At 61.5% G+C, this 12,139-nt stretch carries 13 protein-coding genes; 4 read left to right on the top strand and 9 right to left on the bottom strand.

What is annotated here, in order from left to right; all coding sequences use genetic code 11:
- A partial coding sequence (locus G7Y51_RS10080) for a hypothetical protein (protein WP_165177091.1) occupies window positions 1-276 on the top strand: 276 nt, incomplete at its 5' end.
- Window positions 277-394: 118 nt separating this feature from the next.
- Window positions 395-844, top strand: a complete 450-nt coding sequence (locus G7Y51_RS10085; protein WP_206214308.1) for a helix-turn-helix transcriptional regulator — start codon at window positions 395-397, stop codon at window positions 842-844.
- 279 nt (window positions 845-1,123) lie between these two features.
- On the opposite strand, the gene G7Y51_RS10090 is transcribed toward G7Y51_RS10085, so the two are convergent.
- From G7Y51_RS10090 to G7Y51_RS10110, 5 genes are all read right to left on the bottom strand, one after another.
- Window positions 1,124-2,269, bottom strand: a complete 1,146-nt coding sequence (locus tag G7Y51_RS10090) for a tRNA methyl transferase PRC-barrel domain-containing protein (RefSeq protein ID WP_165177096.1) — start codon at window positions 2,267-2,269, stop codon at window positions 1,124-1,126.
- Between the two features lie 8 nt (window positions 2,270-2,277).
- A complete protein-coding gene (locus G7Y51_RS10095; RefSeq protein WP_165177099.1) occupies window positions 2,278-3,027 on the bottom strand; it encodes an amino acid ABC transporter ATP-binding protein in 750 nt (249 codons plus the stop codon).
- A complete protein-coding gene (locus tag G7Y51_RS10100; RefSeq protein WP_165177101.1) occupies window positions 3,014-3,817 on the bottom strand; it encodes an amino acid ABC transporter permease in 804 nt (267 codons plus the stop codon). The genes G7Y51_RS10095 and G7Y51_RS10100 overlap by 14 nt, the downstream gene beginning before the upstream one ends.
- 137 nt (window positions 3,818-3,954) lie before the next feature.
- The gene (locus G7Y51_RS10105) at window positions 3,955-4,698 is read right to left on the bottom strand and encodes a basic amino acid ABC transporter substrate-binding protein (RefSeq protein WP_165177103.1); all 744 of its coding nucleotides are present in this window, start codon (window positions 4,696-4,698) and stop codon (window positions 3,955-3,957) included.
- Window positions 4,699-4,955: 257 nt separating this feature from the next.
- Entirely contained in the window at window positions 4,956-5,597 is a 642-nt protein-coding gene (locus tag G7Y51_RS10110) for an NYN domain-containing protein (RefSeq protein ID WP_165177106.1), read from the bottom strand.
- 458 nt (window positions 5,598-6,055) lie between these two features.
- Here G7Y51_RS10110 and G7Y51_RS10120 point away from each other — a divergent pair, with 458 nt between their 5' ends.
- Window positions 6,056-7,444 (top strand): O-antigen ligase family protein, encoded by a 1,389-nt coding sequence (locus G7Y51_RS10120; protein ID WP_241160209.1) that lies wholly within the window; start codon window positions 6,056-6,058, stop codon window positions 7,442-7,444.
- Window positions 7,445-7,456: 12 nt separating this feature from the next.
- Here the strand turns inward: G7Y51_RS10120 and thyX are convergent, their stop codons facing one another.
- Window positions 7,457-8,251 carry an FAD-dependent thymidylate synthase gene (thyX, locus tag G7Y51_RS10125; RefSeq protein WP_165177111.1) on the bottom strand — a complete coding sequence of 265 codons (795 nt, stop codon included), beginning with the start codon at window positions 8,249-8,251 and terminating at the stop codon, window positions 7,457-7,459.
- A gap of 251 nt (window positions 8,252-8,502) precedes the next feature.
- Here thyX and trpB point away from each other — a divergent pair, with 251 nt between their 5' ends.
- Window positions 8,503-9,726, top strand: coding sequence for a tryptophan synthase subunit beta (trpB, locus tag G7Y51_RS10130; protein ID WP_165177113.1), 1,224 nt, complete (start codon window positions 8,503-8,505; stop codon window positions 9,724-9,726).
- A 79-nt stretch (window positions 9,727-9,805) separates the two neighbouring features.
- Here trpB and G7Y51_RS10135 read toward each other — a convergent pair whose 3' ends face one another.
- The 3 genes from G7Y51_RS10135 to G7Y51_RS10145 form a co-directional block, all read right to left on the bottom strand.
- The gene (locus G7Y51_RS10135; protein ID WP_165177117.1) at window positions 9,806-10,192 is read right to left on the bottom strand and encodes a helix-turn-helix domain-containing protein; all 387 of its coding nucleotides are present in this window, start codon (window positions 10,190-10,192) and stop codon (window positions 9,806-9,808) included.
- 47 nt (window positions 10,193-10,239) lie between these two features.
- Window positions 10,240-11,022: a DUF3298 and DUF4163 domain-containing protein gene (locus tag G7Y51_RS10140; protein ID WP_241160210.1), complete on the bottom strand. Its 783-nt coding sequence runs from the start codon at window positions 11,020-11,022 to the stop codon at window positions 10,240-10,242.
- Window positions 11,023-11,320: 298 nt separating this feature from the next.
- Window positions 11,321-12,118 (bottom strand): DUF3298 and DUF4163 domain-containing protein, encoded by a 798-nt coding sequence (locus G7Y51_RS10145; RefSeq protein ID WP_165177122.1) that lies wholly within the window; start codon window positions 12,116-12,118, stop codon window positions 11,321-11,323.
- Window positions 12,119-12,139: the final 21 nt, after the last annotated feature.

Here is a 12,139-nt window from a genome sequence, read left to right on the forward strand (position 1 = left end):
ATCGAGACCGGCAACGGCTGGCATTTCAAGCCCAGCCTGGATCTGGCCGTGATCCCGGCCGCCGGGGACATTGAGGCCCGCAGCGATGTGCGCTTCACCGGCGTGTCCGGCACTGCGGAACTGGAAACCCAGACCATGGACTACATCTCTTACATGGGCCAGGCCGGTCTGGAATTCGGCAATGACAACGTGAGCTTTGGCGTGAACTACAACCTGCAAACCGGTGTTCACAGCACGTCGCACGGCGTGTTTGGTACGTTCCGCTACGAGTTCTAGGGCATTTTGCCTGTAACATGCTCAAGAGCGTTTTGCTAATGAAAGTAGCGAAACGCTCTCGCTTGAGCAGAAAAGAAGCCTTTTGACTGGATGTTCCTTTTTGCGCAGGCACGACACCATGACCACTCTCGGCTCACGCATCAAAATGGTTCGCGGCAAGGAGTCACAGGAAAAATTCGCCGCCAGGCTTGAGATCAGCAAGGGCACTCTGGGCTTTTATGAGCGGGGCGAAAATCTGCCCAAATCCGACGTGATTCTTAAAATCTGCGCCCTCACAGGAGCTTCGCTTGACTGGCTGCTGACCGGCGCGGAATCCGCCTTCCGAGAACCGGCGCACAAGCGCGCCCCGTGCCTGACCCCTGCGCATCAGGCGGAACAGACCGCGGCCGCCGCGCCGCACGAGGGCCGGGAGTGTTCCTGCCCGCAGTGCGCGGAGCTGAAAAAACGCCTGACGGCCCTTGAGGAGGAACGGCGGGATCTTTACGCTGAAAACAGAAGCTTGTGGAAAAAGATGTGCTTGCTGCTGGAAGAAATTGCCCGCCCGCGAGAGCGGCAGCGGCAGCCGTAGCCTCCAGCTTTCCCTGTGACATGCTCTCACGATCCGCGGGGCGTGCCCCCTGCGTACGGGACCGCTCCGCGCCCTTGCCGTCCGCCGGTCATCGCTTCCCCGGCGGGCGGCCTTTCCTGAGGCCCGCGCCCTTGCTCCTTCCTTGGGGACGCGGGCCTCCTCCGCTTGCGCTGCCCGGAGCAGATCCGCCTGGCGACTTGCTTTCGACGGGGTGGGGAAACGCGCGTTTTGCCCGTGGTTTGCCGGCGTCCCCGGCGATCTGTGGAGCGCAAGGCAGTTTCAACCTGAAATGCTTGTGTCAGTTTCCTGCACAATGCCCCCGGCCAGCACTCTGCCGTCAGCGTCGTACACTGCCGCCACCTGTCCGGGCGCGCTTGGGGAGCAGGAGCTGTCCAGAACAATATGCAGGCGGTCGCCGCGCAGACGGGCGCAGGCCGGAACGGGCCGCTGCCGGTAGCGCAGCCGCGCCAGCACGCGATCGGGCCAAAGCTCCGGCTCCACCAGCACATTGACCTCTTCCGCCACGCAGGCCGTCATGCCCAGCAGGGCGCGCGGCCCCACTACCAGGGCATTTTGCCGCTTGTCCTTGGCCAGCACATACAGCGGCTCGCTGTGGGCAATGCCCAGGCCTTTGCGCTGGCCCTCGGTATAGCGCCACAGGCCCCGGTGCCGGGCGATTTCCCGCAGGCCTCCCGCGCCGTCGGCCAGCAGGATGGGGCCTGAACCCGGCGGCGTGATGCCCCGCGCGCGCCATTGGGCGGTCAGAAAGTCCGCGTACTCTCCGCTGGCGGGCGCGGAGCCGGAAAGAACGCCGCCCGCCTGCTTCCGCCCCGGCACAAAGCAGATGTCCTGGCTTTCGCCCGGCAGGGGCACCTCAAGCCCGGCCTGGGCCACCAGAGCCACGCTTTGGGCCTTGGTCCGTCCGGCCAGGGGAAAAAGCGCGTACCGCAGGCGATCCGCAGGCGTCAGACTCAGAAAATAACTCTGATCCTTGGCCGCATCCCGCGCCGCGGCCAGGCTGACGGGTGCGCGGGATCCGGGCAGGGCGGGTCCAAGCCGGGCATAATGGCCGGTGGCCAGTTTTTCAGCGCCCAGGGCAATGGCCGCGTCCAGCAGAGCGCCGAACTTCACGGCCCGGTTGCAGAGCGCGCAGGGGTTGGGCGTGCGCCCGGCCGCATAGGCCCGGGCAAAGGGTTCTATGACCCGGCTGTGGAATGTGGCGCGCAGATCAATGATATGCAGGGGAATATTCAGGATTGCGCAGGCTGCTTCCAGACCCGGAAGCGGATCGCGCTGCCCGGCGGGCGCGCCGCGCCCGGGCAGAAAAAGCCCGTGCAGGGCCAGGACGTCATGCCCGGCGGCGCGCAAAAGCGCCAGGGCGCAGAGGCTGTCCACGCCGCCGCTCACGGCCACGGCTATTTGCACGGCGTCCCCTAGAGAATCTGATTGAGGAATTGCCTGAGCCTGGGGTGACGCGGCGAGGTAAAAAGGGCTTCAGGCTGCCCCGACTCCACAATCTGCCCCTGATCCATAAAAATGAGGCGATCCGCCACGGTACGGGCAAAGCCCATTTCATGCGTGACGCAGATCATGGTCATGCCTTCCTCGGCCAGGGTGACCATCACGTCCAGCACCTCGCCGACCATTTCCGGATCAAGGGCCGAGGTGGGCTCGTCGAAAAGCATGATCGCCGGCTGCATGGCCAGAGCTCTGGCAATGGCCACCCGTTGTTGCTGACCGCCGGAAAGCATGGCCGGGTAGACATTGGCCTTTTCGCTGATGCCCACTTTTTTGAGCAGGGCCAGGGCGCGGGCCTCGGCTTCCTCGCGGGAAAGCCCCAGCAGTTTGACGGGCGCAAGCGTCAGATTCTGGAGCACGGTCTTGTGCGGAAAAAGGTTGAACTGCTGGAAGACCATGCCCAGATTGCGCCGGATATGGTTGATGTTGTTCTCCGGACTCATGACATCCAGGCCCTGCACGGTGATTGTGCCCTTGTCGATCTCTTCCAGGCGGTTGATGGAGCGCAGCAGGGTGGACTTGCCGGAGCCGGAGGGGCCGATGATCACCACGCGCTCGCCGCTGGAAACATTGAGGCTCACGTCCTGCAGGGCGGGCAGGGAGCCGAAATACTTCCAGACGTGGCCGATGGTGATGATGGGAGGGGAATCGCTACTTTCCGTCATAGTAATTCAACCTGGATTCCATGATGCTCACCGCTTTGGAAAGCAGGAGGGTGATGACCAGATAAATCAGGGCGACGACCGTGTATGTTTCAAAATACAGATAGGTTGTGCCCACAAAACTCCGCGCGCGCTGCATGATGTCCGGCACGGCCATGATTGAGACCAGGGAAGTGTCCTTGAGCATGGCGATGCACTCGTTGCCCACGGGCGGCAGAATGGTGCGCATGGCCTGGGGCAAGACCACATGGATCATGGTTTGCAGGCGGTTGAAGCCCAAAGAGCGCGCGGCCTCGCTCTGGCCCTTGGAAATGGCCATGATGCCCGCCCGGAACACTTCGCCCATATACGCGCCGTAACAGAAACTGATGGCAATGACCGCCGACGTGATGCCGCTGACCTGCACAAAACGCGAAAGCGCGTAGTAAATGTAAAAAAGCTGCACAAGCAGAGGGATGCCGCGAATGACCTCCACATAGGTGGAGGCCACAAGATTGATCAGGCGGTTGCGCGAGAGACGCCCCAGGCCGGTGAGCAGGCCCAGAGGCACGGCGCAGCAGATGGAGAGGATGGTGATCTTGAAGGTGATCAGCACGCCGTCCGGCAGATAGAGCAAAATGCGCAAATACGGCTCGGGCCAGAGCAGGCAGAGCAGAAAGAGCGAAATCACCGCCCCGAACAGGGCAATGGACCAGGCATTGATCAAGCGCCATTCGCGGGGATCCGGGATGGAAGCCCCCTCGGTGACCATGATGATGTTGCCCTTGCTGTGGGGATCTTTTGTTTCGGGCATGCGCCGCAGCCTCAATGGGGAAATGCCGTGCGCGCAAACCGGGCCTGGGGGACGGGCCGTGCGCGGGCTGTTGCTGTTGCAAGGGCCGCCGCGCCGAAATGCTGCCTCGGCGCGGCGGCGGAGCCGAAAAAAACGTTTTAGTTGTCCTTGCCCATCCACTTTTCGATGAGCCGGGCTTCCTCGCCGGATTCTTTGACCTGCCTGATGCCCTTGTTCAGTTTGTCAACCAGATCCTTGCGGCCCTTGCGCACGGTAAAGCCGTAATATTCCGTGTCGCCGGTCTTGAAGGAAAGATTCAGCTTGCCGGCGTAATCGGCCTTTTTGTTCACATAAAACATGGCCACGGGATCGTCGCAGATCACCGCGTCAATGCGACCGCCCACCATATCCTGAATGGCCAGGCCCACGTCGTCGTACTCGCGGATTTGCGCGCCCACGTCAGCCTTGCGCAGGACGAAAATGCCCGTGGTGCCGATCTGGCCGCCCACCTTCTTGCCCTTGAGCTCTTTCAGGCTGGTGATTTTCTTGTCCGCGGGCAGCACCACGGCCTGCACCACTTCATAATACGGCTCGGAAAAATCGAAGGTCTTCAGACGTTCGGGGGTGATGGTGGTGGAGGAGGCCACAATGTCGTAATTGCCTGTGGCCACGCCGGCGAAAATGCCGTCCCAGGCCACGTTGCGCACATCCACTTCAAAGCCCGCGGCTTTGGCCACCGCACGGATGTAATCCGTGGAATAGCCTTCGGGCTGTTTCTGGGCGTTGAGCATTTCCATGGGCGGCCAGGTGCAGTCGCTGGCAACAATGTATTTTTCCGCAGCCAGGGCCTGACCGCAAAAAAGGGTCAGCATGAGCAGGGCAAGGGCAACTCCGCGAAACATAGGGCCTCCTTACAAGAACAGATTGGAAGACAGGGCAGACAAGCATCCCGCGCATGTGCCGGGCGGCCTGTGTTTTTACCGGGCCGGTTCAGACAGAACCGCCTGCCGTCTCCGGCTGGCTGGCGCTGCCACGGCGCGCCCGGGATGCACCAACGCGTGTTGCGCGGCCGCCGCAGCATTTCAATCTTTATCCGGGGCCGCAGCGGCAGTCAAGCGTCTCCACAGGGCTGACGCAGAAGATGCGTCAGCCCTGCGCGTCACCAGCGGTTGCCGGGAGCGGGGTCATCGTCCTCCTGCCCGGGTTTCGCGGCAGGGGCGGGCTGCGGCGCGGGTTCGCTTTCAAAGTCCTCGTTGCGATCGTCCTTGAGCGACTGTTGCAAAAACCAGTCTTCACGGATGCGCCAGGAAGCCGCGGCCGTGTAGGCGGGCGAGGAGTAGCCCACGGAAAGCACCAGGGTGCGGCGCGCATGCTCCTGCAGCCGGATCAGAAGCGGCGTAAAGTCCGCGTCGCCGGAGAGAATGATGAACTCGTCAAAATGCGTGGTATGGGAAAGATCATCCATGCAGTCCATGACCAGATGAATGTCCGTGCTGGTCTTGCCGCGCGAGGTCAGCGGCGGACAGTCCACCACCTGAAAGGCGCTGCGGATGAAAGGGTTGCGGAATTCCTGGTAGCGTTGGGGATTCAGATAACACATGCGCTTCAAAATGCGCCGGCGCACGCCCTCGCCGTAAAGGATGCGCAGGGCGTGGTTTTCAATCCAGCGTACCCAGCGATAGGGCGCGATGCCGAAAGTGCGGGCCGCGTCCGGGTCTGCTTCCAGAAAACGGGTATAAATATTGTCGAAATCAACATACAGCGCGCTGTAAACCTCATCAAAACCGGTAAATCGTGCCATTGTCACCTCAATAGAAAGTATATGAATGCCATATTCGACCGTGCGCGGAAGAGCACGCGGCATGGCAGGAAAAGCAAAGAGCCGCGCCGCGACCTTTCGTCGTCGGCAAGGACGCTACAGCATATCGCAGAGGAATCCAACAAGTTTCGCATTCCAAGCCCCTGCCGCATGGATCGCGAAACGCGGTTCCGCCACGGCGTTGCAGGCAGCCGCAGCATTGCCGTGCATCTCCATCAGCTCTTCAGACCGGCAGATACAGGATCGGCGTGGCCGCGAAGCGCCGCTTGCCAGGCGTTCCGCGCAATGGATATTTCCGCTATCGCATTGCTTTAATATACATAGGCCAGTGGAGAGGGCAAAGCAAGGATTTTGCTTTGGCTTGAATTTCATCGCTACTGCGGCTAGGATGCCGCGGACAGCCGGAATCAAATCAGACCCGCGCCAGGCAGGGGGGAAGCGTGAAGAAAACTTTTGCCGCTGCAACGTCATGGATCATGCCGCTACAGCAGTCTGTCACGGCATTGCGACAGGGCCCTCCGGGCCAGTTGTGGTTCTTTTGTCTGTTCTGGTCTTTCTGGCTCTCCCTGGCTTCTTTTCCCATCGGCTACGGCATGCGCGAAGTGCTGCCTGTCCTCAGTTGCATCTTTTTGCTGCTCTATTACCGCCATGAGTGGCATAACAGCGTGCTGCGCAGGCTCAACGCGCGGCCGCTGTTTTATTGCCTCTTTCTGATGATCCTGATCGGCGTGATCTTTTCCGGCAACGTTTGGGCTTCCTTCCTGCATGCCGGCACAGGCATCAACAAGGGCTTCATTCTGCCTTTCATCGCCATGGAATGCGCGCGGGAGGAAAAGGATCTGCGGCGTCTGGTCTGGGCGTGCGTGGCGGCCTGCTTCTGGCAGGGTCTGGACGGGATCTGGCAGGCGGGCACGGGCCGCGACTTCATCATGGGCTATGCGCCCAATGCCGGGCGGCTGACCGGCAGCCTGGGCGACTACACCGTGGGCAATTACATTGCCCTGGCGCTGGTCCCGGCGTTCAGTCTGTGGTTTCTTCTGCGGCAGCGCCTTGGGGCCGTGAGTTCCGGCTTTTTGTGGCTGACCGCGCTGTGGCCCGCCTTTTTTCTGCTGCTGGGCGCGGCCAGCCGCAGCGGAGCTCTGGCTGTGGCCGCCTCGGTCGGGTTCTGGGCCGTGCTGCGCCGCAGAGGCTGGCAATGGCGCATCGTGCTCTGGCCTTTGCTGGCCTTGGGCGTGGCCGCCTTGCTTGAGGGACGGATACGCTCCGAAGCCTTTATGCAGGATGGTCGCTGGAGCCTGTGGAAGCTGGGCTGGCGGGTCTTTCTGGAACATCCCTGGTTCGGCGCGGGAGCCGGGCAGTACAATGCGGCGTTCCGCGCCCTGGGCCTCAGCCCGGAAAAGGACGCGATCACCATCAGCCATCCGCACAATCTCTATCTGGACATGCTCTATGCCCACGGCATGGTGGGCTTCAGCCTGGGCATGATCTTTCTGCTCGGCTTTCTCTGGTGGGGCTACAAACGCATCCGCCCGCGCCTCGCGGCGGAATGCGAAGGCAGGTCCGCCAGCCTGCATTGGCGGCTGACTGCCTGGTTCTGGATCGGCTTTGCGGCCTGGCTGGTCAACGGCGTCTTTGCCCATGATTTTTACCGCATCTGGTGGCTGGCCCTGGCCATGAGCTATCTGGGCGTGATGATCGGCGCGGTGGTCAACGGCATGGGCGGCGAAAGCACGGCTCAGGACGATCTCCCGGCAGGGGCGGACGACGCGGCAGCCTGGGCGCGAGAGGGCCAGCACAGGCCGGAAGGCCCGTGCGCGGCCAGGCCCTGAGCCCCAAGCGGCTCACTCTTCCTCAAATTCCTCACGGCGCGGGCTGTGCCGCCCGTGCTCGCGCAGCAGGGCCAGGGCTTCGTCCCTGGTCATGATCCGGCCCTTGCAGCGCGCGTTCTGCAAGGCGTTTTCCGGGCAATAGCCCAGTTGCACGCAATTGGGGCCCGCGCCCGCAAAAAGATCCGGCGCGGCCCGGCGGCAGAGGCGCAGCATTTTCCAGGCCAGATCGCGGATTTCATGCTGGGCGTTGCGGCAACAGCGGATGGCGAACCAGTCCAGCAGGGCGTGGGCGTTCATGCCGATGATCGCCTTGAACTCCGTGGCCTGGGGCTTCAGATAGCGCAGGTCTTCCTCTGGCAGCCCGGCGCTGAGACCGGCATCATACCACTGGCGGGTCAGCTCGGCCAGATCCCGGCCGCTCAGCCGGGCCTCGCGCCCGTCGGGCAGGGTCACATGGGCTTGGAATGCCGCGGCCTCGCGCGGATACACCACGCAGAAGCGCCGCTTGCCGTTCAGCTCCGCCCGGCCGGACTTGATCAGATAGGAGGCCAGGCGCTTGCGCACCAGTTGCGTTTCCGTGACGCGCGAATAGCCCTCAATGCCGAAGAGGAAAAAGTCGAATTCCAGAGCCGCGCGATGCCCGGAAGCCAGAATGTTTTCAACAATCCGGCGGGAGTAGGGCGAAGCGGCAATGTCTTCCAGCGCGCGCTCGCTGCGCACAAAGCGCGCCGCCAGATCCGTGTAGATTTTGCCGCCGCCCGCGAGCAGCAGCACCTTGCCGTTGCCGGTGAATTTCTCGTCGATCATCAAAAGCACTCCCGGTTGCGGACGCGGCATTGCGGAGCCTGCCGCGGGCTGAGGCACTATAGGTAAAATCACCCCCGGCGGCAAGGCGTGGGGAGGCGCGGCCGTTCAGCCCTCAAGGACGCATTCGGGACAGATTGACTTTGAAATGCCGTGCCCTGAGAGCCGCCGCCGTCGCCTTGACAGGGCCGGGGCAAAAAAGACAGAATAAGAGCCGTTTTTGCGATTTTTCAATTCCAGTGAAGGAGAAGAGCATGAGCCAATCCGCCCGTTACGGCATCCCCGACAGCCGGGGTTTTTTCGGCGCATATGGCGGCCAGTATGTACCGGAAGCCATCAAGGCGCGCCTGGATGAGCTGAGCCGGGCCCTTGATGCGGCCCTTGAGGACACGTCCTTTCAGCGGGAGTTGGAATCTCTTTTTGTTCATTATACCGGCAGGCCGAGCCCGGTTTTTCACTGCGCCAATCTGAGCGAACGTCTGGGCGGCGCGCAGATCTGGCTCAAGCGCGAAGATTTGAACCACCTGGGCGCGCACAAGATCAACAATACCCTGGGCCAGTGTCTGCTGGCCAGGCGCATGGGCAAAAAGCGCGTCATTGCCGAAACCGGGGCGGGCCAGCACGGCGTGGCCACGGCCGCGAGCGCGGCGCTCATGGGGCTGGAGTGCACAATCTGCATGGGCGAGGTGGACATTGAGCGCCAGCATTTGAACGTGATCCGCATGGAGATGCTGGGCGCGCGCGTCCTGCCCGCCACATCGGGCCAGCGCACGCTCAAGGAAGCCGTGGATGAAGCCCTGGCCCTGTGGATAAGCGATCCGGACATGTTTTATGTGCTGGGATCGGCCGTGGGGCCGCATCCCTATCCCTATATGGTGCGCCGTTTCCAGTCTGTCATCGGCCGGGAGGCCCGCGCCCAGATGCTGGAGGAGCTCGGCCGCCTGCCTGACGTCTGCCTGGCCTGCGTGGGCGGCGGCTCCAACGCCATTGGCCTGTTCGCCGGTTTTCTGGACGATGCCGATGTGCGCCTGGTAGGCGTGGAACCCGGCGGCCGGGGCACGGCCTACGGCGAGCATGCGGCTTCGCTCTGCCTGGGCGAGCCGGGTGTGCTGCACGGCTTTCATTCCTATATGATCAAGGATGCCAACGGCGAGGCCGGGTGCGTGTACTCCATTTCAGCGGGCCTTGATTATCCCTCGGTCGGGCCGGAACACGCCCAGCTCAAGGATCAGGGGCGCGCCGAATATGTCAGCGTCACGGATCAGGAAGCCTTGGAGGCCTTTTTTGCGCTTTCGCGCCATGAGGGCGTGATTCCCGCCCTGGAATCCTCGCACGCCCTGGCTCAGGCCATGAAAATGGCTCCGGGCATGTCCGGGGACAAGGCGCTTCTGGTCAGCCTGTCCGGCCGGGGCGACAAAGACGTGGCCCAGGTGGCCGAAATGCTGCGGGAGCATAAAATCCGGCAGCCTGAAGTATAGTGAAAAGCGGAGACAGGAATGCGTAGAGCGGTCTTGGGGGGCACGGGCTTTATCGGCACGCCCCCAAGGTCAGCTCCAGTCATGACGCGTCATTTTTATCTCTTCCCGATTTTGCTCTGAAGATCCAGGAGTTTTTTTGGTATGTAATCCCCAATCTGAGCAAGGTGCGCTGAATGGCAGAAATATTACATGTTTTGTTAAATTTTGCTTTTATCTTTTCAAGAGTGATTGAAGGTTCGTCCCTTATAAGCAAAATGAGTTCATTTTCTTCTTCTTTGGTAAAAATACGAGGACGACAACCTCGTTTTTTCGGAACTTGTTCTTCATTATTGGCATCTGCTCTTAACCAGTTTTGTATTGTTTTGTAATGAACACAATAGGCATCAGCTAACTGTTGCTGTGTAAATTTACCAGTTTTGTACGCCTCAACAGCCTTGATCCGGAGTTCTTTGCTTGCGATTGCCATACATATAGTTTAAAATATTTTTTACATATTTTCAATAGCAAAACGCTCTAGCGTCCCCAAATGCTCAACAGGGGCCGGGCCCCCAGCAATTCGTCCAGGGGCATTTCGACCTTTTGCGCGCCCGCGGCCCAGGGAGCCACCTGATACGGCTGAAAGTTGATCAAAAGACCTGCGGGCGTAAGCGTCAAACTGGAAAAATTCTCCACCGTGGGCGCGGCTCCGTCCCTGAGCATCTGCCCCAGGCGGCCGCCGCCGAGACGGCGGGACAATTCCCGGTATGACCAGTCGGACATCAACTGCAAGGCCGTCTCCGGAGCCTCGAACAAGTCCACCAGACCCAGGCGCTGGCCCGTGATCAGGCTGTAGTTCAGGGTAATGATATCCTGGTTGCCGTGAGCGCCGCCGGTATAGGTCCAGATTTCAAACGTGAGGCTTATGGCCGCGTCGGAGGGGCGGGAAACATCGCAGGAGCCCCAGAGCTCGTAGGAGGGGCCTTGTTCCGCTGCATCTTCTCTGCCGGACAGGCCGAAACCTTCGGTGTCCAGATGTTTCTCAAAGGCGTCGGCAATGCTTGTGGCCCAGTGGCGGATGTCCGCGTCAATGTCACTGCGGCCGAGGGAGGGATAGCTGATATTGATCAGAGGCGTGCCCGGGCCTCCGGGGCGGATGATCTGATGATCCAGAATGCCCGGCCGCGTGGAACCGGAAATTTCGGCCGCCGCCGCATCACTGCCGCGCAGTTCGCCTGCCGCGGTGTCCTCTGCTGACAGGCCGCCCGCAGGCAGTTCAGGGGAAGAGACGGCCAGATCCGGAAGTGCTGCGCCGGCCACGGCGGTTGCGGTGAAAAGACAGCAAACTATTCCCATCAAAAACGCACAAAAAACACGGGGCATGAACCCACCTCAACGCGCCTGCGGGCGCTTCTCGTAAAGCCCGAAGATCCGCCAGAGAATTTTTTGATTGAAAATGAATATGTTCAATCAAAAAACGCTCTAACGCGCAAGGCAACAGCGCAAATACGTCGCGCTTGTGCCTGCGCGGCCCCTGGCTCAAGCCTCAATCCGCTTTGCCGCTGTATGCCGAAGCGGTTGAATCCTGCGCGGCAAACGGCCGTGCGCCACGGTTGCGCTATTCCTTCCAGATCTGGGGGTTGGGGCCTGCGGCTTGCAGTTCCGTCAGGGGCATATCCACATGCTGCGGCCCGGCGGCCCAGGGAGCTACCTGATAGGGCTGGAATTCAATGCGCACGCCTTGCGGCATGAGGCTCAAGTTGGCAAAATTCTTACGATCCGGCGACACGCCGTCGCGTATCATCTCTGCATCGGCATATTCGCCCAGGCTGCGTTGCAGTTCCTGCTGGGACCAGACGGACATCAATTGCAGGGCTTTTTCAGGATCTGCGAACAGATCCGCAAGGCTCAGGCTGCGGCCCGCAGGCAGACTGTAGTTCAGACAGGTGATTTCCAGATTGCCGTGCGCGCCGCCGGTGTAGCTGTAGACGTTGAACGTCACGCTTACCGCTGCATCGGAGGGGCGCGAGATTTCAAACAGCCCGGTGAGGTCCCATGTGCCGTAGGTTTCAGGGCGTTCCTCGCCGGGCGCGTCGCCGCTCTCATGCACTTCGCGCTCATAGGCGTCGGCGGTCGTTGTGGCCCATTGCCGGATCTCGGCGTCAACGCGGGGCTGGCCCAGTTCCGGATACCAGAGGCTGACTTGCGGCTGGCCGGAGCCGCCGCGTGTAATCCGCCGGTTGATCACGCCCGGATAAACGGCCTGAACGGGCGCGTCATTTTCCGTGTCGGCAGGCGCGACGGCGCTTTCCGTTGGCTCCGCAGCCGGTTCCGCGGCGGTGGCCTGCGCGCAGAGCAGCAGGAGCGCCAGCGCGCAGGCTGCGGGCAGAGTCAGAAGGGTATATTCACGCGGCATGTTTTTTCTCCTTGCGGCACT

The organism is Desulfovibrio sp. ZJ369 (assembly GCF_011039085.1).
GTDB lineage: Bacteria > Desulfobacterota > Desulfovibrionia > Desulfovibrionales > Desulfovibrionaceae > Desulfovibrio.